We start from the raw sequence: 24,083 nt of genomic DNA on the forward strand, positions 1-24,083 counted from the left end.
TCTATCTCCCTCTCATTAATATATATTAGCTCCACTGAAAATCTCTATCATTTCTCTTCTTAAATTATTTTCAATTTCAAGCCTTTGTTTTGGTTTAAGTTCATAAACATCTTTATTAAAAAGATAATTTTGAAGTTCAAGTTCTTTAATTAACATTTTTGTATGAAATATATTTGATTGATATACATTTATATCTGTAGCATCATATCTTTTTAATGTTTCATCATCAATATAATCCTGTATTGATGTCATCTTATGATCTATAAATAATTTTTTACCATCAACCTCACGTGTAAATCCTCTAACACGATAATCTATAGTTATAATATCTGAATCAAAACTTCCTATAAGATAATTTAATGCATTCAAAGGAGAAATTTCTCCACATGTAGAAACATCAATATCTACACGGAAAGTAGCAATCGAATTATCTGGATGATATTCTGGATAAGTATGCACTGTTACATGACTCTTATCCAAATGTCCTACTACAGTTTCTCGTGTCTTTAATATATCAATTTCTCCATGATTGCAAGATTGATCTATTAGATGAACTGGGAGTCCTTCTTCCGTTATAAGAATAGTTACACTTGCACCTTGTGGGTCATAATCTTGTTTTGATACGTTTAATACATGTGCACCAATAATTTCCGTTACATCACACAATATGTTTGTAAGTCTCTCTGAATTATATTGTTCATCAATATAAGCAATATAATCCTTTTGTTCTCTCTCACTTTTTGCATAGCATACATCATAGATGTTAAAGCTAAGTGTCTTTGTGAGGTTGTTAAAGCCATATAATTTTAGCTTGTTTTCCAACCTAACATCACAACCTTTCATTAAAAATAAATTTTACTTATGTTATTTGATAGAATGCTCTAACTACACTTAATATCAAATATTTTTATTTACATTCTTACCAATACTTAACTCTAAGTTTAGCTATCCTTATCTTATAACTTTTTACATTTTACTATATTTTTATTCATATTGCTACTATTTATATTTATTTTTTATTAATATATTTATTGTATACGATTATTTTTTCTGATTCTAAATAATTTTTCATACGTAAAAAAGGTAAATCCATCAGAATTTACCTTTTCTTATTTTTTAAAATCATATGAAATTTTTTATTAAAAATTATTATCCAATCATTAAAAATTTCTTATAATTTTCTATAATATCTTCTTTATCATTTTTTTCTAACCACTTATCATAAGCAATAAGATTATCTTCTAATGCAGATATATTTATTTCATTTTTAATATTTTTTTCTTTATCTGCAAAAATATTAATTTTTATTAAATTCCCCATAAAACTTCCCCCTATATTTTTATTACTTTGTTCCAAGATTTATTTTTTGATATTTTTTAAAAACTCCGACCATTTATATTTCCCTAATCTATAAAAATATTACATTTAAAATCAACCAAAATTTAAAAAGTTTACTATAAATTTATTAGTTCAAAATTATAAATATAAATTTCTCACCATACTGGTAATCCACGTTATTTATAAATATTTATATTAATGAAAAACTTTATTTGAACTTCTATATTAATTAATTTATATTATAATAAACAATAAAAAAGCCCTCCAATTCATGTAGCGCTTCAGTCTTATAATTTATATATTATAATTTTGTTTCAACATTTCTAATATAAAAATAAAATTTGTCTTCTTGGTATACTAAAGTTTACTTTTAATTATTATATACTATATTATTAATAAAATCAACAAAGCACCATTTGTAATTTATTACATCTGGTGCTTTACACATCTTAAATTATTAATAGTACAAATGTACTATCCTAACCTTCCCAATCTTCTGGGAACTCAGCGTTATGATAAACTTCTTGGATATCATCATCATCTTCAAGCATATCAAGCATTTTTTGTAACTTCTTAGCATCTTCACCCTCAATAGCACTTAGTGTATCTGGAATCATTTTAACTCCTGCTTCTAAGAATTCAATTCCTTCTGATTCTAATGCTTCTCTTACTGCTCCAAAGTCTTCCGGAGTTGTTGTAACTACAAATACTTCTTCTTCTTCAGCATTAAAATCTTCTGCACCTGCATCTAGAGCCATCATCATCATTTCATCTTCATCTCTATCTGCTTTTTCTATTACAATTTCTCCTTTTTCTTGGAACATGAATGATACACATCCTAATGCCCCTAAGTTTCCATCTGCTTTAGAAAATGCGTGTCTTACATTAGCTGCTGTTCTGTTTTTATTATCTGTAAGAGTTTCAACAATTACAGCAACACCTGACGGACCGTAACCTTCATAAGTTATAGTTTCGTAGTTAACTGATTCTGCATCTCCAGCTGCTTTTTTAATTGCTCTTGCTATATTATCATTTGGCATATTTGCAGCTTTTGCTTTCGCAACTACATCTCTTAATTTTGCATTAGTTTCTGGACTAGCTCCACCATTTTTTACTGCTACAACTATTTCCTTACCAATTTTAGTGAAAATCTTTCCTCTTTTTGCATCCGTTTTACCTTTTTTAGCTTGAATATTATGCCATTTTGAGTGTCCTGACATATGTTTTCCTCCTCACTTTAGGCATATGAAAGAAAATAGCAAGTCAAAGATTTTGAGGATATTTTGCGTCAGACAAGGAAGTGAAGCATCTGAATAGCCCAGCTATTGTGAGGTTTCGCTGACGAAGTATGACACAAAATAGACCCAAAGATTTACTTATTATTTTTTTGAATATGCCTTAATTCAAATACATAAGTTGCATTAATAAACCTACAAATAAACTTTATGATACATGCATAATCTTATAGATTTTTTATTACAAATATATAATTAATTTTCTTTACTTTAAATACAAAATTCAACAAAAATTATACCATAACAACCTTTTCTATTCAAGCAACCACAAGAATATATAGAATCATTCATATTCTTACTCTACAATTGCTTAGTAAATAATAATAAATTTATACTATATTTTAAAGACACTTATACAATCTATTTCCTTCTTTAAAATAAATCTCTTCTTGACTTTTAGTTATTATTATTTTTCCACTACTTGACTCTATCATTTCTGCTTCTATTGACTCTACAATATCTTTTTCTGCTAAAATATGTGCAACTACTTTGTCTGTATATTCAACATCTTCTATATACCAAGAATTCTGTCCACAAATATATTGAACTTTTCCAAGTAAATCATAATCCATTTCTAAACTTATTTTTACTCCAAGTACCTTTTCAACAATCCCTGCAGATTTTATTGCAATACTAGCACCCTTTGTATAAGCTCTAGTAAGTCCCCCTGTTCCAAGCAAGACTCCTCCAAAGTATCTTGTTACTACAATAGCACAATCTGTTATGCCCGCCTTTTTCATTACTTCTAGTATTGGTATTCCAGCAGTTCCTTGTGGTTCTCCATCATCTGAATATCTTTGAATATTCAGATTTTCTCCAACAACATAAGCCCAACAATTATGTCTAGCTTGTTTATGCATATTTTTAATTTCAGATACAAAAGCCTTAGCTTTTTCTTCTGTTTCTACCCTTTTTGCATATCCAATAAACTCAGATTTTTTTTCTTCAAATCTATCTTCACCCAAATTTCTTATAGTAATATACGACATTTAAATTAACTCCTCTCTTAAAATATCAAGTCCTTTTTTTATTTTTTCTATATCAGTCTGATAAAAACCTATTCTAAATGTATTTTGTCCATCATTTGATGATGTAAAAAACATAATACCTGGAGTTATATATACTCCTTTTTTCTTTAATTTTATAAACAAATCTTTTGATGTTATCTTGTCATCTTTTATAGTTAAATAAAAATTTAGTCCACCTTTAGGATCAATATACGTAACTAAATCTTTAAATTCATTATCTAAAATATCTTTCATTACTTTATATCTTTTACTATACTCTAAGTTTAAATATCTGATATTTTCTTTCCATTTATTTTCATATATATATAATTCTAATGCTCTTTGCATAAGACTTGATGTTGTTATGTCTGTATTAAACTTAGAATTTTGAAGACTCTCTCTAAAAAGTTCTGGCGCTACTAAATACCCCAGTCTTATACCTGGTAAAAATATTTTAGAAAAACTCTTTATATAAATAACTCTTGCATTTTTATCGAGCCATTTAAATGGAATATAACTTATCGTATCTTCATAAACAAGTTCTGATAAATAATCATCTTCTATAATATAAAAATCATATATTTCTGCTAATTCAAGTATCCTCTTTTTCTTTTCCAAACTATAACTTATACCAGTAGGATTTTGAAAATAACTCATTGTATAAAAACACCTTATCTTATTTTTTTGAAGTATTTTTTCAAATCTTTCTAAATTCACACCATCATTTTCAACTGGAACTTCAAATATGTTTGCTTTTCTCCATTTAAAAACAGATAAAGCCCCACCATATGTAGGCTTTTCAACAATTATATTATCATTAATATTTAAGATTCCCTTAGACACTATATCAATTCCTTGTTGTGCTCCTGATATAATAATCATATCTTCTTCATTCAACTTACTATCCCAAAAATTTTTATTTATTGTTGAAATAAGATTTTTATAACCATATGTGTTGTTAGATATCAAAGCATTTACACCATCTCTATCTAATACTTTATTAATAGTTTCTTTTAAATCATCTATTGGGAAAAGTACTTCTGTATTAGTTTCTCCTGTAAAATCAACAATATCAGGTAAATCATCTATTAATAATTTCTTTAAACTATTTGAATATTCTTTTCTAAATAAAAAAGAAATTTCTTTAACTTTTGCATAGCTTCCACTTCCAACTTTTTGGTATGCATATCCTTCAGATTTAAGCTTTTTATAGGCATTAACTATTGTTATCGAATTAACATTTAAAAAAACTGATAATTCCCTTATTGTGGGTAGTTTTTGTCCATCTTTTATTTTTTTCTTTTCTATTAAATTTTTTATAAAATTTGCTATTTGAATATATTTAGGTATCTCTTCTTTAAATTCTAGTTTACTATATATATCAATGGAATTAATCATAACATGACTCCTTACTTACATATTACAGGTCTTATGTGAATATACATTTTCATTTATTAGAATTAAATCTTCTTCTAACTTTAACATTCTAACTTCTTTTTTAACTAAATTTCTTTTTAATAATTCCTTTAATATATCTTCTATTTTTATATCAAATTCTTTAAATGTTTCGTCATTTTTTATTTCATAAGAACTTAAAAGCACCTTTTTTTCATATAAAAATTCTAATAAAACTTTGCTAGCAACACTTATATTCATATTTAAAAACTTATCAATATATTCAAGAGTATATTCAATATTTTTTTTACTTATTGGATTATGAAATAAACTATTTATAATTTTATTAAAATTATCATTCAAGTTGCTTGCCATTCTTACTGAATCTTTACTTACTGTATAACCATTTAAATTTAAATATAATTTAGAAAAACTATCTAAAACTCTTATTAAAACTTCATAAGATGTCAATATACTATCATTTTGCAAATATTTTTTAGTAACACCAATATCCTTAATTAATTTTCCTAAATACACCAAATTCCATCTTCCAATATGTTTATCTAAACTATATCTAGCTTTATTAAAAGTCACTGTTATTTCTTCATCTCTTGAAAATACTATTTTAGATGATAACAAAAGATTTCTAGCAAATCCTTTTTTTCCGTCGTTTTTATATAATTCCAAAAAGCTTTCTTTACTTAACATTTTTATATGAACATTTATACCTAAACTTTCTGAGTATACATCCCTAACATCTTTAAATTTATTTTTATACAAAACAAATAAATCTATATCAGACTCTTCCCAAAGATCTCCATTTATTATACTTCCAAAAGCAAATATGGCTAAAACATTTGGGTTACTTTTTAAATTATCTATTAACTTTTGAAAAGCCTTTTGATAATCTAATATGGATTTTTTCATTAATATCACCTCTTTTTTTCTTAATTAACATTATAACTTAAATATAATTTCATTTAAAGAAATCTAATTTTAAAAACAATTTACTAATATGACTTTATTCATTTTAATATGTTATTTTATACAACTAATTTTTAATACAAATATGTTTATAAACTATTTTTAAATATAAGTTATGCATAAATCTAACATTACTAAATATCATAAAAAATAGAGATACAGTTAATTATATCTCTATTTTTATAAAAAATTATTATTTTATATGGCTATTCTACTATTTTTACTACACATTCTTTAGATTTGTTATATACTTCATCATCAACCTCTACAAGCATAAAGGTACCATCTTCTCTATACTCTTCACTTATAACTCTTCCATTTCTATGTAGAAATGATTGAATACTACTTTTATCATAAGGTATTAAGAACTCTACCTTTTTATAGTTATACGGAAGTTTCTCTTCTATTAATGATAAAAATTCTTCTAAATTCACTCCTGTTTTAGCTGATAATTTAATAATATCTTGTGATCTTGCCTCTTCATCATTTTGTATAAATTCAATAAAACTATTTATTTGTTCTTCTGTAGCTTTATCAATTTTATTTAAAACTAATATTCCATCTTTATCTATAGCATTTAGTTCTCTAAGTACTTCATTTACTGCCTTATATTGCTCAATAGCAGTATCCGATGATATATCCACGACATGACATAAAAGATCTGAGAATATAACCTCTTCTAATGTTGATTTAAATGCTTCAACTAAATCATGTGGAAGTTTTCTTACAAATCCAACTGTATCTGTTAATGTTATTATCCCCTTATTTTTTAGAGTTAATGCTCTGGTTGTAGTATCTAAAGTAGCAAATAACATATCTGCTTCAAATACTTTTTCTTTTCCTTGAGAATCTTTTCTTGCTGATAAATCACACAATGTATTTCTTAACGTAGATTTTCCTGCATTTGTATAACCAACAAGCGAAACTTTAGGTATACTTTCCTTATTTCTTTTTTCTCTTTGAACTTCTCTAGTTTTCTTTATTTTTTTAAGTTCACCCTTTAAGTCATATATTGTCTCCATTATATGTCTTCTATCTGTTTCTAATTTCTTTTCCCCTGGACCTCTAGTACCTATACCACCACCAGTTCTTGATAGTATAGTTCCAAGTCCTTGTAATCTACTTAATCTATATTTAAGCTGTGCAAGTTCTACTTGTATCTTAGATTCTTTTGTCTTTGCTCTTGTTGCAAAAATTTCTAATATTAATGTAGTTCTATCTATTACTTTAGCACCTAATGCTGCTTCTAAGTTTCTAACTTGTGAACCTGAAAGTTCATCATCAAAAATTATTACATTAGCTCTTTCTATTTGTCTCATAGAAGCTATTTCTAAAACTTTACCTCTTCCTATAAAAAAGGCTGGATCTATCTTATTTCTACTTTGAAAAACAGTCTTAAGTACTGGAATATTACAAGCCAATGTAAGTTCTGCTAGTTCTTCTAAACTTTCTTTAGTATCAGCTCCTACTAATATTGCTTTTTCCTCTGTATCTTCAATAACATCATTTGTTTTAATTAAATTTTCAATAAATCTTACTTTATCTAGAATATTTATTGAAAGTATCTCATCTAAAGAAAGATTCATTTGCTCATCATATTCTAATTTATTATTATATAATCTAAGCATCCCAAGTGAGAAATCTATTATATTTCCATCTTCATTTATTGCTATTGAAACAATTGAATCTAATTTTAATTTTAAAAGTGCAGTTATATCTAAAGCAGAAAGATTACAATATCCATTAGGATGAGTATGAATTACCCTAACTCCTGATAATCTTTTTTCACTTATATCAATAACCGGAACCTCTACCGATGTTGAATCACCAATTGCCACAGATGTTACATTTCCTTTTCTATTTATCGCAACACTCACTTCTCTTTCAATCATTCCAGAAACCCTAGCAATTATATTTAGAATTTCTACATTACATATCTCATCTTTAGAAGTTCTAATAGTATGAATTTTTTCTAATTCTTCTAAAATAGAATTCCTAATTCCTTCAATATTTCCAACTATCATTTAATTACCACCTCACCTAAAACGAAATAGCCATATAGTGCTATCTTGACAACTTTCATATAATTTTATACTATTAATCATTCCTTGTAAACAAACCCCAGTATTTTTGCTAATTATAACAAATATGTTATCTTGACAACATTATTAATATTTTATACTATTAAAATATTACATAAAAACATAATGATATAATTAGAGGAGGTGACCTGTTGTTAAATCTATGATAGATTCATTTGATTTTATAACTATTGGATTGGGGCTTTTATAATTTTTTTAATAGATGTTTTTATAGATTTGAACAACGGATTAACATGGAAAATAAAAAACGTAATATACTTTTTTCTAAAGAAGAAATTGATGCTAGAATAAAAGAATTAGGAAAGGTTATTACTGAAGATTATAAAGGTAAAGATCTTTATGTTTTATCTTTATTAAGAGGTAGCTTTATCTATGCTGCTGATTTAGTTAGAGAAATAAATGTAAACACTAGAATTGGATTTATGACTACTTCTAGCTATGGACATGATGAAACATCTTCTGGTAGTGTTAAAGTAGTTAATGATATTCCTGATGATATCAAAGGACTTAATGTTCTTATAGTAGATGATATCGTTGATACTGGTATAACAATGAACTTTGTTGTAAATCATGTGAAAAAACTTGGTGCAACTTCAATAAAAACTTGTGTTTTACTTGACAAACCTTCAAGAAGAAAAGTTGAAATCAAACCTGATTATTGCTGCTTTACAATCGAAGACTTATTTGTAGTTGGTTATGGATTAAATTACGGAGATTTTTATAGAAATGTCCCTTATGTATTTAACTGGGAATAATTGTTTATAACTAAATAATTTAATAATATATTTTATTTAAATAAAAGTCTTATCTCAAATGAATATGTTTTGTGATAAGACTTTTATCAACTAATTTTATTTTAAAATTCCACCATTAATATTTCCATTAAAATCAATTGCAGTATTAGGTGTTTTTCCAACTATAATAGTATCTGAAACTGGTACTCTCGTACTTATTCCAAGCTCATCAGTTTTAGTTGGTAATATTATTCTAACTTTTGCCTCAACATTTAAATATATTATATGTCTAGTTTGATTAATTCCTGCGCTTTGAAATTCCGATTCATAAAAAGCATTAATATTACCTAAATTTTCGACTCTAATTGGAACTTTAGGACCTAAACTATAATAAAGACTATTATCAGTAAACCATCCCAATGGTACATTAACCTTTATATCTCCTAAATTCTCAAGTTCTTCATTACATTCCATCGATAGCTTTGACATTAAATGGTTCAATTTAATAGTATCTGCTTGTATAAGATTTATATTCCCATCGTTATCTTTTTGTATTTTTATCATTTCTTCATAATTAAATTCTTGTGAAAAAATATCGATACTATTTTTGTTAATTATATTAAGCACTCTAGACTTTACAGCTATTTCAGACATTTTAGTAAGAGATGGTATTAATTTTTTATTTAAAAAAAGCATTATTGCATTAAAAATAATAAGCAAGGTTATAATAACAATTATTATATTTGGAAATTTTTTATATTTTTTTCGTCTTGTATAGTATTTCATTTCAGCACCCTTATATCTAGTTATTAGTTTACTCTTACTATAAGTATGCTATAATAATAAAGAATATTATTTAATATTAGTGAATTTATACACTTAGGAGGATAAGATGTCAGTTGAAAAAACTCCAAATAAATCCAAAAAAAATAAAAAGCGTAGAAAAAAAAGTCGAAAGAAAAAAACTAATTCCAAAATTTTTAAAAATGTTGTAACTGGTTTTTTAGCTTTAATATTAATAATGTCTGTAATTGCTTTAGGATATTTATTAGCAATTATAAAATCTACCCCCCCTTTAAACGTTGAAGCTGTTTTATCATTAAATCAACCATCTAGTCTTTATGATAGTAATGGTGATTTTATGGATAATCTCCACACTGATGAAGAGCGTTATGTTATAGAATCAAATGAAATGCCAAATAATTTAAAAAATGCTTTTATTTCTATAGAGGATGAAAGATTTTATAAACATAACGGTATAGATATTCAAAGAATTGCTGGTGCTGCTTTAATGGATGTCAAAAAAATTTTAACTGGTAAAAAAGGCTTACATGGTGCTTCTACACTAACACAGCAATTGCTTAAAAACACAGTATTAACAAATGAAGTAAGCATAAAAAGAAAAGTTAAAGAAATTTATTTAGCACTAGAATTAGAAAATAAATTAAACAAAGATCAAATTATTACAGCATATTTAAATACAATTCCACTTGGTGGTCAAGTATACGGTGTTGAAGCAGCCTCATCGTTATATTTCGGAAAAAACACTAAAGATTTAAATTTAATTGAATGTGCTTATTTAGCTGGTATAACTCAAGCTCCAAGTTACTATAGTGCTTATAATGATAATAATAAAGACGACCCTTCAAGATATATAAATAGAACAAAAACTGTATTATCTAAAATGTATGAGTTAGGCTACATATCAGAAGCCGAATATAATACTGCTATTGGAGATTTAGATAACAATAAGTTAATCTTTAAATCAAGTAAGAAAGATTATAGATTGAATTATGAATGGTTTGTTTATCCAGCTGTTTCTCAGGTAAAAAAAGACTTAAAAGATAAATATAAATATACAGATGAAGAAGTTTCTAAATTAATGGTTAATGGTGGACTTAAAATATATACTACCATGGATAAAAAATTACAAGATTTTACTCAACAAACTTTAGATAATTATAAAAATCTAAATGTTGGTAATTCTGAAACATATGATAAAAATGGAGTTCCATTATTGCAGGCTTCTGCAACAATTATGGATTATAGAACTGGTAAAATCCTTGCTTTAGTAGGAGGAAGGGGTAAACAGCTCCCTCAATCAATTAATAGGGCTTACAGTGATTTGCGTCCTATTGGATCAACTACAAAGCCATTGACAGTTTATGGTCCTGGAATAGACCAAAAAATAATAACTGCTGCTACTTCTATTGATGATGCTCCATTATCACCTGAACTTTATAAGCATTATCCGGAATATGCTCCTCCAAATGTTTTAAGAAACTCACCAAATGAATATTTAGGGCTTATAACTGTGCGTGAAGCATTGATGTATTCTAAAAATACTGGTTCAGTTATAACTGCAAATACTATAGGCTTAAAAACTGGAATATCTTATGGTGAAAATTTAGGTTTAGTATATAATAATGCTTCAAAACAATCTATTGCTACTGTAGCATTAGGGCAATTTAATAATAATCCTAATGATAGAGATGGTGGAAATACATTTAAACTATCAGCAGCTTTTGGAACATTCGGTAATAATGGTCTATATACTGAACCAATACTTTATACTAAAGTTGTGGATTCAAAAGGAAAAACTCTTTTAGATGGCAAACCACACCAAAAACAAGTATTTTCACCTGAAGCTTCTTATATTATGTATGATTTATTAAAAGGTCCAGTTAATTTCTATGGAGGTGCTCCAGCTAAATGGGGAGATATGCCTGTAGCTGGTAAAACTGGTACTACTACCGATGCTAAAGATTTATGGTTTGCAGGTTTATCACCTTATCTTTCTGGATCAGTATGGGTTGGATATGATACACCAAAAACTGTTTTAGGTGGTTCTGGAACTGTATGTGCTAATTTATGGGGAAAAATAATGGCTAAAGCGCATGAAGGATTAGAGGTAAAAGATTTAGAGGAACCTAGTGGGATTATTAGAATCCCTATATGTAAGGATTCTGGTAAATTACCTAGTTCTTTATGTTCATCTGACCCAAGAGGAAATAGAGTAAGTGAAGAAATGTTCATAAAAGGAACAGAACCCAAAGAGACTTGTTCTACTCATGTTTCTACTAGTGTAAACAGTTATAACAATAAAATTGCTGGACCTAATACGCCATCATTTTTAACTCGAAATAAAATATTCATAACTAAAAAATATCCAAACTCAATAACTCAAGATTATCCATATGTGTTACCAAGTTCACATGATAATTATACGGAAAATGAACATATTCCACAGCCTCAAGTTCCTCCACCAGTTGAACCTAGTGAAGAAGATTTTCCTGATGATGCTCCTCCTGTAAATAATGATGAAAATGATTCGATTCTTGATTCTTTACTTAAACCATTAAAACCTGATTAGAAAATTTAAAATATATTTTAAAATAGATTATTGATTTTATCAATAATCTATTTTTATTTAGAAAATAAAATTAATTTATAGCCTTTTCACTTATAAAATAGGGGGAACTACTTCTATCTAGAAGAAAATGCATAAGTTATAATATATTCTTTCATTTTATTGATTATATATTTTTTATTTTTTTAAAAACCTTCTATATAAATTACTAAAACTTAATTATATCCCTATTTAAAAATATTCTAATAAAATTTATAATTACTGATTATAATAATACTATGAATTTTTCCATATATAAACTTGCAATTTATCTTATAACAAGATAAAATTATATTAATGTATATATGTTATTTTAAAAATAAAGGAGGCAAAATTTTGTTAGATTTCAATAAAATCATTACAACATTTAATAATTTCTTATATACCTATATCCTCATTGCCTTATTAATTCTAGTGGGTCTATACTTTACATTTAGAACTAAATTTGTTCAATTTAAATTTGTTAAAGAAATGTTTAGATTACTTGGAGATGGATTTAATTCAAACAAAGAAAAAGGAAGCGTATCATCATTCCAAGCTTTTTGTATAAGCACTGCTTCAAGAGTAGGAACTGGTAATTTAGCTGGTATAGCTATTGCTATATCTATTGGAGGCCCTGGTGCAATTTTTTGGATGTGGTTAATAGCATTAATAGGAGCTGCTTCAAGCTTTGTCGAATCTACACTTGCTCAAATATATAAAATTAGAGATAAAAATGGTGCATTTAGAGGTGGTCCTGCATACTACATAGAAAAAGGATTAAACCAAAAATGGATGGGAATATTATTTTCAATATTAATTACAATAACATTTGGTTTAGTATTTAACTCAGTACAATCAAATACTATATCACTTGCATTAAATGAAGCTTTTGGAATAAATACATGGTTGGTTGGACTTATAATAACAGTTTTAACTGCATTTATAATTTTTGGTGGAATTCATAGAGTTGCTAAAGTTTCAGAAATAATAGTTCCTATAATGGCTTTAGCATATATATTTGTTGCACTATTTGTAGTATTAAAAAATTTTACTGAACTTCCGAAATTATTCGTTATGATTTTTGAAAATGCTTTTGGATTTAAACAAGCTATTGGTGGAGGTATTGGTGGAACAATGCTTATAGGAATAAAAAGAGGTTTATTCTCTAATGAAGCTGGAATGGGAAGTTCTCCAAATGCTGCTGCAACAGCTAATGTTTCACATCCTGTTAAACAAGGATTAATTCAAACTTTAGGAGTTTTTACTGACACATTAATAATTTGTAGTTGTACTGCTTTTATAATATTACTTTCAGATGTTGATTTAACTAGTGGATTAACTGGGATTCAATTAACTCAAAATGCTTTAAATTCTCAAATCGGACCATTTGGAAGTATTTTTATTGCTATATGTGTATTCTTATTTGCCTTTAGTTCTATAGTTGGAAACTATTATTATGGTGAATCAAATTTAGAATTTTTAACTACTAATAAATTGTATTTAATTCTTTATAGAATCTTTGTTGCTTTAATGGTATTTTTCGGTTCTATTGCAAGTCTAGATATTGTTTGGAATTTAGCAGATATATTCATGGCATTCATGGCTTTAATAAATCTAATTGCTATAACACTTCTAGGTAAGTTTGCATTTAAAGCTTTAGATGATTATATTAAGCAAAAGCGATCTGGAATAAAAGAACCTATATTTAAATCATCTTCTATAGATAACTTAAAAAATGCTGACGAATGGAATTAATCTTCTAATACTAGAATAAAAAAACAGCTATAAAAATGATTTTCAAATCATTTTTATAGCTATTTTTAATGCCTAAAATTAACCTTATATATTTAAGTTTTATTTTATACTATTTATTACTTCTTTATTTTCAGTACTTATAAATATTTTTAATATTATATCAGTATTCTCTTCGTTCTTTCCTTTTAAAGTAACAACATAACATAGTTCTGATACAGGCTTATCTTCAACTTTATCCTTTTTATCAGCATAAACCATTTGAGTTTTTTCAATTATTTGAACTTCTTTATTATATTTATTAAAATAATTTATCGCTTCACTCTCAGCTTCATTTTCAGAAATATTTATTATTGGTTCCTTATATTCTTTTTGAGTTGATGAATTTGCATATCCCTCTAAATTACCTGTTTCTTTATTTATATTTATTATTATTTCATCAAAATAAAATGGATAACCATTTTTAGATTTTAAATAAATAAAAGAATAATATGGTAATTCATCTGAAGATTCATCAGGTTTTATACTTTTAAACACAACTTCTTCAGAGTATATTTCACTTAAATATTTATCTGCTCTTTTTTTAGCTTCTTCAACTGTTATTTTAGTATTTGATTTTATTGTTTCTTTATTTGCAAATCCTATAACATTATAATTTTTATCTAAGTCTATTCCAAATGAATTTGCCATTATAGTTTTATAAATCAATTCATTTTTAGTATTTACAATCCTAACTCTTTTATATTTTATATCTTCTAACTTTTCCTGATTATTTATTGCATTAATATTATATAATTTTCCTATAAAATTCTTAGCAACTTTTATTTCTTTAGATCCTGAACCTACAAATCTATATATCACAAAACTTGTACTTATAATAAGTATTCCTAAAATAATACTAGTAATTATTTTAGTATTTTTAGAATTCATTAATATCCCCCTTGATAAAATTTATTAACATATATATTTTACAATAGCATTTCTCTTTTATCAAATTTATATCTATATAAAGCCTAATTTTTCTTTAGTTTTGTCCATCAATTCTTTACCAGAAATTTTTAAAATTATGGATAAACTCATTTCAATTATCCCAATTAAGTTTGAACTTATCATAACCTTTCCATTATCAACAAAATTTTTATTAATTACCTTAGTGTTATTTAAATTATTTGATTTAAGTAAATTATGTATATCATCGATATTCGGCACAATCATACCATTTAAAGAATTTGTTTTAATTAAAAATTTAATTGCTTCTCCAACTGTACATATATAATCACAATCATTATAATATTTTAATATATATTCTATTATTTTATTATTTTTAAATATATATTCTATATTTTTAGTATCTGGTAAAATTATAATATTAGGATTTAATAAGTTTTCCTCAATGGGTGGTAATTCAAATTTCAAATTATCACAACAAATAATATTATTGGTTGTATATATAGCTTGAATATTAAATATTTTTTTATTAGCTAAAGTATTTGCTTTATTTAGTATGTTGCATATTAACGTGTAATTTGTTATATCCATATTCTCATACATAATTATAGAAATAATTTTAACTTTATTATCTCGTAAATTTAAAAAATCATTTTTAGTTAATTTATATGTACTCTCATCTTTATACTGTCTAACTTCTTTAAATCCAACTTTTGAGGCAAATATTTTACCCACCTTATTTTTAATATTATCCATCATTATTTCGCCTTCAAAATCAAAGAAATAATATTCTAACATTAACTTTAAAGCTTCTCCAGCATATCCTTTTTTTCTATATTTATAAAATATCTTTATATTAGATCTTGCTATTTTTGTGATAGGATCATATCCATGAAAACTTACCTCTCCAACTGGTTCATCATTAAGGTTATATATTAAACAATAAAAATTTTTTCTATCCGTTGGATAAACCATCTTTTTATAAAAACTATCCCATTTATTTTCCGTAAACTTATATACTCCCCCAATATCTTTCATAGTTTCTTCACTTGCCCATAATTTCGATGTAAATACTAACTCATTATACTCGGGTTGTTTTATATATACTAATTTTCCATTTCTTCTATATAGACCATCTTTTTTTTGCATAAAATCACCTAATATTTTTAATCTTCTTTTTAATATCTCATATTTTTCCTTATTTATCAATACATTATGAAATAAATGGATATTTAAAATTATTATTTTAAATTTAAATATTTAAATTTAAATTCTTAGTATATATATACTTATAACTCTACTTTACTAAACCATATTTCCAATTTACTTGTAAACAGTATTGTAACACAAGAAAATATTTTTTTATTTTTTTAAGAAAAATCTTGATTTTTACTTTTAAAGTCTATATAATATGATTGTTTGTTTAGTAATTTTAAACTTAAGGTTTAGTAAAAGTGAGTATATTATATATTCAATGGTAGGTGTAAATTGTGCAAATTGGAGAAAAAATTCGTGTATTAAGAATGGAAAAACAATTAACTCAAGAAGAGTTAGCAAATAGATGTGAGTTATCAAAGGGATTTATATCTCAATTAGAAAATGATTTAACTTCCCCATCTATTGCTACCTTAATGGACATACTTGAAATTTTAGGCACTAATTTAAATGAATTTTTTAGTGAAACAAAAGAAGAAAGAGTTACTTTTAGTAATGATGATATGTTTACAACAGAAGATGAAGAACTTAAATATTCTTTAATGTGGCTCATACCAAACGCTCAGAAAAATGCTATGGAACCCATTATGATAACACTTGAGCCAGGAGGACAATATATTGAAGAAGAACCTCATGAAGGCGAAGAATTTGGCTATGTACTTTCAGGAAGTATTTATCTTCATTTAGGAAAGAAAAAATATAAAGTCAAAAAAGGTGAAAGCTTTTACTACAAACCAAAAGTTAATCATTATATTTGTAATGCTGGTAAAACAACAGCAAAAGTTATTTGGATAAGTACTCCACCGTCATTTTAAATTTTAGAAAGAGGTGTTCTTTTATGAGCGATAATATAATACAACTACATAATATTAGTAAATCTTATGGTGAACAGCAAGTATTAAATAATTTATCTTTAAACATTAAAAAGAATGAATTTTTAACATTATTAGGCCCTAGCGGGTGTGGTAAAACTACTACGCTTAAAATAATTGCTGGATTTGAAAATTCTGATTCAGGAGAAGTAATGTTTAAAAATAAAGATATTTCTGCTCTTCCACCTTATAAGAGAAAAGTAAATACTGTATTTCAAAAGTATGCATTATTTCCTCATATGAATGTATTTGAAAATATCGCTTTTGGATTAAAATTAAAAAAGATGCCAAAAGATGAAATTAAAAAAAATGTCGAAAAAATGCTTAATTTAGTTGCTTTAAAGGGATTTGAAAAAAGAAGTATTGATTCTTTAAGTGGTGGACAACAACAAAGAGTTGCCATTGCAAGAGCATTAGTAAATAAACCTGAAGTTTTACTTTTAGATGAACCTTTAGGAGCATTAGATTTAAAACTTAGAAAAGAAATGCAAATAGAACTAAAAAAAATACAACAAGAAATTGGTATTACTTTTATATTTGTAACTCACGATCAAGAAGAAGCTCTTACAATGTCTGATACTATTATTGTAATGAACAAAGGAGTAATTCAACAAATGGGTGCTCCAGAAGATATTTATAATGAACCTGCTAATGCTTTCGTTGCTGATTTTATAGGTGAAAGTAATATTTTAAATGGGATAATGATTGATGACCTTAAAGTTAAATTCTGCGAAAAAGAATTTACTTGTGTGGATAAAGGTTTTAAGAAAATGGAAAATATCGATGTTGTTATAAGACCTGAGGATATAAAAATAGTTAAAGCTGAACATGGAATGCTTAAAGGTAAAGTTGAATCTGTAATGTTTAAAGGGGTTCACTATGAAATACTTGTTTCTGTAAATGATTTTACATTTATACTTCATAATACAAAATATGCAGAAGTGGATACTGAAATAGGATTAGATATATTCCCTGAAGATATTCACATTATGAAAAAGAGTATTGATAATGAATAATAAAAAAACTTCAATATTAGCATATCCTTATATAATTTGGAGTGCCTTATTTATAGTTATCCCTTTAATTATAGTATTATTTTTCAGCTTTACACAAAAGATTAATTCAAGTTATTCATTTTCATTGGATAACTATAATAAACTACTTAATCCTCAATATCTATATATTTTTAAACAATCATTATGGTTAGCATTTGAATCTACAATAGCATGTTTAATTCTTGGCTACCCTATTTCATATATAATTGCAAAAATAGATAAGTGTAAAAGAAACTTCTTAATTATGTTATTTATTTTGCCAATGTGGATGAATTTTTTATTAAGAACTTATGCTTGGGTACCTATATTAGGGAAAACTGGTTTAGTAAATCTTTTACTTAGACAATTAGGGATTGGACCTATCTCTTTTCTTTACAATGATGGAGCAGTTTTATTAGGAATGGTTTATAATTTCTTACCTTTTATGGTTCTTCCAATTTATACTTCTTTAATAAAAATGGATCAAGATTTAATAAATGCAGCACATGATTTAGGTGCTGGTAGAATTAAAGTTTTTACAAAAATTATAATTCCACTTAGTATTCCTGGTATGATTTCTGGAATTACAATGGTATTTATGCCTTCTGTTTCTACATTTGTAATCTCAAGATTATTAGGTGGCGGTCAATATATGCTTTTAGGTAATGTAATTGAACAACAATTTACAACTATGGGTGATTGGAACTTAGGTTCTGCAATTTCAATAATTATGATGATAATTATATTAATTTTTATGGCTCTTACATCTAGATTTGAAAATAACGACAGTAAAGAAGGTGGTGGACAACTATGGTAAATAAATTAGAAAATTTTATTAAACGCTTTTATTTATTTCTTATTTTTTTATTTTTGTATACACCTATTTTTACTTTGATGATATTTTCATTTAATGGTTCTAAGACTATGGGTAAGTGGACTGGATTTACTTTTAAATGGTATAAAACATTATTTCATAACCAAAGGCTTATGTCCGCACTTTACTATACAATATTAATTGCAGTTGTAGCTTCCATTATAGCTACAATAGTTGGTACTTTAACTGCTATTGGTATAAATCAAATGAAAGGTAAAAAAAAATCCTTAATTTTAAATATTAATTATCTGCCTGTTTTAAATCCTGATATAGTTACAGGTATTGCTCTTATGAGTATGTTTATATTTATAAATTTAAAATTTGGATTCATTACTATGCTTTTAGCTCATATTACATTTGATATTCCATATGTAATACTTTCAGTTCTTCCTAAACTAAAACAACTTCCTGAAAATACCTTAGAAGCTGCAGCAGATTTAGGAGCAACACCTTGGTATACCATTAGAAAAGTTATACTTCCTCAAATTAAACCTGGTATTATTTCAGGCTTTCTTATGGCATTTACTATGTCAATCGATGATTTTGTTATAAGTTTCTTTACTACTGGTCCTGGTGTAAGTAATCTTTCTATAGAGATCTACTCAATGGCAAGAAGAGGAATTAAACCGGAAATAAATGCTCTTTCAACTTTAATGTTTTTAACTGTTTTAACCCTATTAATCATAGTAAACAAAAAGCAAAATTCTGTAAGAGGTGATTAGTTTGAAAAATTTCAAAATTTTTGGTGCTTTGGCTCTAATTAGTTTATTAAGTTTAAGTCTTTTTTCAGGATGTTTTAATGGAAAAACACAATCTACTGGAACAGTTTACTTTTATAACTGTGGTGATTATATTGATGAAAATCTATTAGCTAAATTCGAAGATGAAACAGGAATTCATGTTGAGTATTCAACATATGATACAAATGAAATAATGTATCAAAAACTAAAAAGTACTCCTGGTAGTTATGATCTAGTAATACCATCTGATTATATGATTCAAAAAATGCTTAAAGAAGATATGCTCGAAAAATTAAATTTTGATAACATAACTAATTACGATTATATAGATGATAATTTTAAAAATTTAGCATATGATCCTACTAATGAATACTCAGTTCCTTATATGTGGGGAACTATAGGAATAATATATAATCCTGACATAGTAAAAGAGAATGTTGATAGTTGGAATATTTTATGGAATGAAAAATATAATAATAAACAAATAATCATGTTTGACTCAATGAGAGATACTATAGCTGTAGCTTTGAAAAAACTTGGATATTCTATAAATAGTACAAATCCTGATGAAATAAATTCAGCTACTAAAGAATTAATTAAACAAAAGCAATCTTTATCTCCTCTTTACTATGTAGATGAGGTTAAAGATAAAATGATTAATGAAGAAGCTGCTCTTGCTACAGTATGGTCTGGAGATGCAAATTTTATAAAATCAGAAAATCCTAAATTAAAATATGTAATTCCTAAAGAAGGGTCAAATAAATGGTTTGATGCAATGGTAATTCCTAAAGGTGCTAATAATAAAGAAGAAGCAGAAATGTTAATCGATTTTCTTTGTGATCCAGAAAATTCAAAACAAAATGTTGACTATATAGGTTATTCAACACCTAATAAAGAAGCATATGAACTTTTAGATGATGATATAAAAAATGATAAAGGATCTTATCCTACAAAAGAAGTATTAGATAAATGTGAAGTATTTATTGATTTAGATAATTCATTAAAATTATATGATGATGCTTGGATGAAAGTTAAAACATCTAATTAATAGTAAAATCCTTAGATAGTATCTATACCATCTAAGGATTTTTTTATCTTATATTATTGGTTTAATTCTGGAAACCATAACTCAATTTCTTCTTTAGCACTTTCTAATGTATCTGATGCATGAACACAATTTTCTGTTTTACTTCTTGCATACCTATGCCTTATTGTTCCTTCTTCAGCATCATCAGGACTAGTTGCTCCATTTATTCTTCTTACTTTTGCTACTGCATCCTCACCTTGTAATATAATTGCACATAGGGGACTCCTTGTTATAAAAGTTATTAACTCTTCATAGAAATCTTTTCCTTTATGTTGAGAATAATGTTTTTCTGCAATTTCTCTTGTTGCTTTCATAAGTTTTAAATGAACTACCTTTAATCCGTTAGCTTCATAACAACTTATAATGTTTCCTATTATATTTCTCTCTACTCCATCCGGCTTAATTAATACCATACTTTTTTCCATAATTTAAGTCGCCTCCTTTAATTGATTACCTATATTATATACAATTTTCCGAAAATTATAAATAATTTTATTTTTTTCCAATTATGTTATTATAAAAATATATCTATTTCTTCACTTTAAACCTAAATATTAACTTATAATAACTCCTGTAAATGATTTCATTATAACACTTATTCTAACTTTTAAAAAGTAATTATTTAAAATATAATTTTTTATAGAATACATTTTTAATAAATTATAATAATATTTTTTAGGAGGTAACATTATGGTTAGATATTTGTTAATATTAGCAGGAAGAATTCAAGGTGTTGGCTTTAGATTTTTTTCACAATTAAAAGCAACAGAGCTTTCTTTAACTGGATATGCTCAAAATCTTGATTCCGGAAATGTAAAAATTGAAATACAAGGCAGACAAGAAAATATTGATACTTTTATTTCTTATATAATGGTAAGTAACAAATTTGCTAAAGTTATGGATATAAATGTAACTCCCATTCCCCTAATTTCTAATGAAAAAAAATTCAAAATAAAGTATTAATTATTTATTTCTTTAATAAATAATAGGTGATATCTTTAAATAAGCTTAAAGATATCACCTATTATTATATATTAAGCACTCACTTCATTTGTTGATTGTTCTAATTTCATGATTTCAAAAAACTCTTCCGTTTCTTGAATTATAACTTTTCTTAAACCTATTAATGCTACTAAATTAGGAAAGGCCATGCAACCATTAACTATATCTGCTATTATAAATATCAATTCTAATGGTAAGAATGGTCCTATAGCAACTAATACTATATATATTATTCTATATGGTAAAATTGATTTAGTACCAAATAAATATTGAATACACTTTTCCCCATAATAATTCCATCCAAGTATTGTTGTAAAAGCAAAAAATATTAATCCTATATTAACAATGTACTTTCCTAAAGAAGCTATAGGTAAACCTACTTGAAAAGCTGCTGATGTAAGTCCTGCCCCCTCTATTGTTGCTCCTAATTCGAATACACCTGTATGATCACTTGTAATAATTATTGCAAGACCTGTCATAGTACATACTATTATTGTGTCAAAAAAAGTACCTGTCATTGATATTAGACCTTGTCTAACTGCTGATTTTGTTTTTGCTGCTGCTGCTGCTATTGGTGCACTACCAAGTCCTGATTCATTTGAAAATACACCTCTAGCTATACCATTTCTGATCGCCATTGTAATTGTAATACCTAATACACCACCTCCAATGGCTTCTGGATTAAATGCACTTTTAATTATTAATTCTAATGCTGATGGAATAGCTTGAAAGTTAAATCCAAGTACAAGTGCTGCTCCAATTATATATGCTACTGCCATAAATGGTACAAGTGTTTCTGAAACTTTAGATATTCTCTTTATTCCTCCTAAAGTTACTAATGCTACTAAGACTGTTATAACCACTGCTGTAACTCCTAACGGAATATTAAAGTTAGCTGCAGCTGATGCAATTGAATTAACTTGACCAAATGTACCTATTCCAAAAAAGGCAACTCCTATTCCAAAAAAGGCAAATAACTTTGCAAGCCATTTAATTCCAAGTCCATTTTGGATATAATACATTGGCCCTCCACACATTTGACCATTTTCATCAATTTCTCTGTACTTTATTGCAAGTACTCCTTCAGCATATTTGGTTGCCATTCCAAAAAATGCTGCTATCCACATCCAAAATAATGCTCCAGGACCACCTGCTTTAACAGCAGTTGCCACTCCAACTATATTTCCTGTACCTATAGTTGCTGATAAAGCTGTACATAAAGCAGCAAAGCTAGATACATCTCCATGTGCATCTTCACTTGTAATTTCTTCATCTTTTCCAAATACATATTTTAATGCTATTGGTAATTTAAATATTTGTAATAATTTAAGACGAATTGTTAGGTAAATTCCTGTTCCTAACAAAAGAATAAGTAATGGCGGACCCCAAACAATATTGTCAATTGTTTCAAAGAAAGTTTGTACTCCCGCTGTTGATAATAATAGATTTGATAATAACATAAAAAATCCCCCTTAATTTTTATTACGGAGGAGAATAAGAATTCAACCAAAATTTATTTTGATTAATCCTATCCCCTGTCCTTTTACCTGAGAGTTTCAGCAATTATAGCAATTACCTTGCTCCTTCGGTGCTCATATAAATGAGTCTCTCCAGAGGCTCGTCCAGTAGCGGTCCTAATACCTGAAAGATTTCCCTCTTCGGTGTATTAATATAATTTGTATTATATTAATATCTCTCCCACTACCTTCATCCGAACGTTCTTTAATTTATGGTTCAATTATATATGTATTTTTAAATTTATTCAAGTTTTTTTTATTTCTTTAATATACTATATATACTATTTTTTCTATATGTTAACTAAAAGTAGCTATTTCAAATATATAAAAGCGAACATTATTTTTATTTAATACATTTTATATAGATTTTGTCATTATACTTAATGAATTTTCTTCTTTAAAGTTATTCTTTATATAGAAATTTTTCAACAAATTATTTTGTGTAAATAATATAAGAAAATCTACTCCTACTTTTTTAACTTCATCTTCTATAGAATTAATTAAAATGCTTCCTATATTATTTCCTTGTACTTCATTTGAAACAAAAACTTCTTTTATATTTAAATGTTTTCCTTCATACCATTCTTCACAATTTGCAAATATAGCACCTTTAATAATATTCTTTTCTACATATTTAATTCCAATAAAATTGGGACACATATAAATATCCTTTAATCTTCTAAATGCACTCTCATCACTCCATTTATCATTCCAAGGATCTCCATTAAATACTCTAACAAATAAACTTGCACATTCATTTAAATCCGTCTCATTAATTCTTAATATACCCATCCCT

22 protein-coding genes and 2 riboswitches are annotated in these 24,083 nt (G+C 26.4%); of the genes, 9 read left to right on the forward strand and 13 right to left on the reverse strand.

The window, feature by feature from the left end; all coding sequences use genetic code 11:
- Positions 1 to 15: 15 nt before the first annotated feature.
- The 7 genes from speD to hflX all read right to left on the reverse strand — a co-directional run bounded on the left by speD (position 16) and on the right by hflX (position 8,043).
- Positions 16 to 843, reverse strand: coding sequence for an adenosylmethionine decarboxylase (speD, locus tag KYD98_RS07635; RefSeq protein WP_219779017.1), 828 nt, complete (start codon positions 841 to 843; stop codon positions 16 to 18).
- Positions 844 to 1,149: 306 nt separating this feature from the next.
- Positions 1,150 to 1,320: a hypothetical protein gene (locus KYD98_RS07640; protein WP_219779018.1), complete on the reverse strand. Its 171-nt coding sequence runs from the start codon at positions 1,318 to 1,320 to the stop codon at positions 1,150 to 1,152.
- Positions 1,321 to 1,817: 497 nt separating this feature from the next.
- A complete protein-coding gene (locus KYD98_RS07645; protein WP_219779019.1) occupies positions 1,818 to 2,558 on the reverse strand; it encodes a YebC/PmpR family DNA-binding transcriptional regulator in 741 nt (246 codons plus the stop codon).
- A 416-nt stretch (positions 2,559 to 2,974) separates the two neighbouring features.
- A complete protein-coding gene (locus tag KYD98_RS07650; protein ID WP_219779020.1) occupies positions 2,975 to 3,622 on the reverse strand; it encodes a YigZ family protein in 648 nt (215 codons plus the stop codon).
- Entirely contained in the window at positions 3,623 to 5,038 is a 1,416-nt protein-coding gene (locus KYD98_RS07655; protein WP_219779021.1) for an aminotransferase-like domain-containing protein, read from the reverse strand. It lies immediately after the preceding gene.
- A 15-nt stretch (positions 5,039 to 5,053) separates the two neighbouring features.
- Positions 5,054 to 5,962 (reverse strand): nucleotidyltransferase domain-containing protein, encoded by a 909-nt coding sequence (locus KYD98_RS07660; RefSeq protein WP_219779022.1) that lies wholly within the window; start codon positions 5,960 to 5,962, stop codon positions 5,054 to 5,056.
- Positions 5,963 to 6,225: 263 nt separating this feature from the next.
- Positions 6,226 to 8,043 (reverse strand): GTPase HflX, encoded by a 1,818-nt coding sequence (hflX, locus tag KYD98_RS07665; protein ID WP_219779023.1) that lies wholly within the window; start codon positions 8,041 to 8,043, stop codon positions 6,226 to 6,228.
- A gap of 311 nt (positions 8,044 to 8,354) precedes the next feature.
- Here hflX and hpt point away from each other — a divergent pair, with 311 nt between their 5' ends.
- Positions 8,355 to 8,876, forward strand: coding sequence for a hypoxanthine phosphoribosyltransferase (hpt, locus tag KYD98_RS07670; protein ID WP_219779024.1), 522 nt, complete (start codon positions 8,355 to 8,357; stop codon positions 8,874 to 8,876).
- A gap of 96 nt (positions 8,877 to 8,972) precedes the next feature.
- Here hpt and yunB read toward each other — a convergent pair whose 3' ends face one another.
- Positions 8,973 to 9,641 carry a sporulation protein YunB gene (gene yunB / locus KYD98_RS07675; RefSeq protein ID WP_219779025.1) on the reverse strand — a complete coding sequence of 223 codons (669 nt, stop codon included), beginning with the start codon at positions 9,639 to 9,641 and terminating at the stop codon, positions 8,973 to 8,975.
- A gap of 106 nt (positions 9,642 to 9,747) precedes the next feature.
- Here yunB and KYD98_RS07680 point away from each other — a divergent pair, with 106 nt between their 5' ends.
- Together KYD98_RS07680 and KYD98_RS07685 are read left to right on the forward strand one after the other, a co-directional pair.
- A complete protein-coding gene (locus KYD98_RS07680; RefSeq protein ID WP_219779026.1) occupies positions 9,748 to 12,228 on the forward strand; it encodes a transglycosylase domain-containing protein in 2,481 nt (826 codons plus the stop codon).
- A gap of 372 nt (positions 12,229 to 12,600) precedes the next feature.
- Entirely contained in the window at positions 12,601 to 14,001 is a 1,401-nt protein-coding gene (locus KYD98_RS07685) for an alanine/glycine:cation symporter family protein (protein WP_258049683.1), read from the forward strand.
- 99 nt (positions 14,002 to 14,100) lie between these two features.
- Here the strand turns inward: KYD98_RS07685 and KYD98_RS07690 are convergent, their stop codons facing one another.
- Entirely contained in the window at positions 14,101 to 14,928 is an 828-nt protein-coding gene (locus KYD98_RS07690; protein WP_219779028.1) for a YcdB/YcdC domain-containing protein, read from the reverse strand.
- Positions 14,929 to 15,000: 72 nt separating this feature from the next.
- On the reverse strand, positions 15,001 to 16,095 hold the full coding sequence (locus KYD98_RS07695; protein WP_219779029.1) for a GNAT family N-acetyltransferase: 1,095 nt from the start codon (positions 16,093 to 16,095) through the stop codon (positions 15,001 to 15,003).
- 341 nt (positions 16,096 to 16,436) lie between these two features.
- Between KYD98_RS07695 and KYD98_RS07700 the strand changes: the two genes are divergently transcribed.
- From KYD98_RS07700 to KYD98_RS07720, 5 genes are read left to right on the forward strand one after another with little or no spacing between them, the layout of a single operon-like run.
- Positions 16,437 to 16,976 (forward strand): helix-turn-helix domain-containing protein, encoded by a 540-nt coding sequence (locus KYD98_RS07700; protein WP_219779030.1) that lies wholly within the window; start codon positions 16,437 to 16,439, stop codon positions 16,974 to 16,976.
- A gap of 23 nt (positions 16,977 to 16,999) precedes the next feature.
- Complete coding sequence (gene potA / locus KYD98_RS07705; RefSeq protein WP_219779031.1) at positions 17,000 to 18,049, forward strand: spermidine/putrescine ABC transporter ATP-binding protein; 1,050 nt, start codon at positions 17,000 to 17,002, stop codon at positions 18,047 to 18,049.
- On the forward strand, positions 18,042 to 18,884 hold the full coding sequence (locus tag KYD98_RS07710) for an ABC transporter permease (protein ID WP_219779032.1): 843 nt from the start codon (positions 18,042 to 18,044) through the stop codon (positions 18,882 to 18,884). The genes potA and KYD98_RS07710 overlap by 8 nt, the downstream gene beginning before the upstream one ends.
- The gene (locus tag KYD98_RS07715; protein ID WP_219779033.1) at positions 18,878 to 19,663 is read left to right on the forward strand and encodes an ABC transporter permease; all 786 of its coding nucleotides are present in this window, start codon (positions 18,878 to 18,880) and stop codon (positions 19,661 to 19,663) included. The genes KYD98_RS07710 and KYD98_RS07715 overlap by 7 nt, the downstream gene beginning before the upstream one ends.
- A 1-nt stretch (position 19,664) precedes the next feature.
- Positions 19,665 to 20,729, forward strand: coding sequence for an ABC transporter substrate-binding protein (locus KYD98_RS07720; RefSeq protein ID WP_219779034.1), 1,065 nt, complete (start codon positions 19,665 to 19,667; stop codon positions 20,727 to 20,729).
- Between the two features lie 53 nt (positions 20,730 to 20,782).
- Here KYD98_RS07720 and ndk read toward each other — a convergent pair whose 3' ends face one another.
- Positions 20,783 to 21,196: a nucleoside-diphosphate kinase gene (ndk, locus tag KYD98_RS07725; protein WP_219779058.1), complete on the reverse strand. Its 414-nt coding sequence runs from the start codon at positions 21,194 to 21,196 to the stop codon at positions 20,783 to 20,785.
- Between the two features lie 262 nt (positions 21,197 to 21,458).
- Here ndk and KYD98_RS07730 point away from each other — a divergent pair, with 262 nt between their 5' ends.
- A complete protein-coding gene (locus KYD98_RS07730) occupies positions 21,459 to 21,731 on the forward strand; it encodes an acylphosphatase (RefSeq protein WP_219779035.1) in 273 nt (90 codons plus the stop codon).
- A 71-nt stretch (positions 21,732 to 21,802) separates the two neighbouring features.
- Here the strand turns inward: KYD98_RS07730 and KYD98_RS07735 are convergent, their stop codons facing one another.
- Entirely contained in the window at positions 21,803 to 23,230 is a 1,428-nt protein-coding gene (locus tag KYD98_RS07735) for an alanine/glycine:cation symporter family protein (protein WP_219779036.1), read from the reverse strand.
- Positions 23,231 to 23,302: 72 nt separating this feature from the next.
- A riboswitch (glycine riboswitch) is annotated at positions 23,303 to 23,387 on the reverse strand.
- Positions 23,388 to 23,389: 2 nt separating this feature from the next.
- Positions 23,390 to 23,481: riboswitch (glycine riboswitch) on the reverse strand.
- A 163-nt stretch (positions 23,482 to 23,644) separates the two neighbouring features.
- Positions 23,645 to 24,079, reverse strand: coding sequence for a GNAT family N-acetyltransferase (locus KYD98_RS07740; protein WP_219779037.1), 435 nt, complete (start codon positions 24,077 to 24,079; stop codon positions 23,645 to 23,647).
- Between the last annotated feature and the right edge of the window lie 4 nt (positions 24,080 to 24,083).

This window comes from Clostridium weizhouense (genome assembly GCF_019431045.1).
Lineage (GTDB): Bacteria > Bacillota > Clostridia > Clostridiales > Clostridiaceae > Clostridium > Clostridium weizhouense.

Coding starts and splice junctions, on each gene's coding strand:
- speD (WP_219779017.1), bottom strand. CDS start 843: ATGAAAGGTTGTGATGTTAGGTTGGAAAACAAGCTAAAATTATATGGC.
- KYD98_RS07640 (WP_219779018.1), bottom strand. CDS start 1,320: ATGGGGAATTTAATAAAAATTAATATTTTTGCAGATAAAGAAAAAAAT.
- KYD98_RS07645 (WP_219779019.1), bottom strand. CDS start 2,558: ATGTCAGGACACTCAAAATGGCATAATATTCAAGCTAAAAAAGGTAAA.
- KYD98_RS07650 (WP_219779020.1), bottom strand. CDS start 3,622: ATGTCGTATATTACTATAAGAAATTTGGGTGAAGATAGATTTGAAGAA.
- KYD98_RS07655 (WP_219779021.1), bottom strand. CDS start 5,038: ATGATTAATTCCATTGATATATATAGTAAACTAGAATTTAAAGAAGAG.
- KYD98_RS07660 (WP_219779022.1), bottom strand. CDS start 5,962: ATGAAAAAATCCATATTAGATTATCAAAAGGCTTTTCAAAAGTTAATA.
- hflX (WP_219779023.1), bottom strand. CDS start 8,043: ATGATAGTTGGAAATATTGAAGGAATTAGGAATTCTATTTTAGAAGAA.
- hpt (WP_219779024.1), top strand. CDS start 8,355: ATGGAAAATAAAAAACGTAATATACTTTTTTCTAAAGAAGAAATTGAT.
- yunB (WP_219779025.1), bottom strand. CDS start 9,641: ATGAAATACTATACAAGACGAAAAAAATATAAAAAATTTCCAAATATA.
- KYD98_RS07680 (WP_219779026.1), top strand. CDS start 9,748: ATGTCAGTTGAAAAAACTCCAAATAAATCCAAAAAAAATAAAAAGCGT.
- KYD98_RS07690 (WP_219779028.1), bottom strand. CDS start 14,928: ATGAATTCTAAAAATACTAAAATAATTACTAGTATTATTTTAGGAATA.
- KYD98_RS07695 (WP_219779029.1), bottom strand. CDS start 16,095: ATGCAAAAAAAAGATGGTCTATATAGAAGAAATGGAAAATTAGTATAT.
- potA (WP_219779031.1), top strand. CDS start 17,000: ATGAGCGATAATATAATACAACTACATAATATTAGTAAATCTTATGGT.
- KYD98_RS07710 (WP_219779032.1), top strand. CDS start 18,042: ATGAATAATAAAAAAACTTCAATATTAGCATATCCTTATATAATTTGG.
- KYD98_RS07715 (WP_219779033.1), top strand. CDS start 18,878: ATGGTAAATAAATTAGAAAATTTTATTAAACGCTTTTATTTATTTCTT.
- KYD98_RS07730 (WP_219779035.1), top strand. CDS start 21,459: ATGGTTAGATATTTGTTAATATTAGCAGGAAGAATTCAAGGTGTTGGC.
- KYD98_RS07735 (WP_219779036.1), bottom strand. CDS start 23,230: ATGTTATTATCAAATCTATTATTATCAACAGCGGGAGTACAAACTTTC.
- KYD98_RS07740 (WP_219779037.1), bottom strand. CDS start 24,079: ATGGGTATATTAAGAATTAATGAGACGGATTTAAATGAATGTGCAAGT.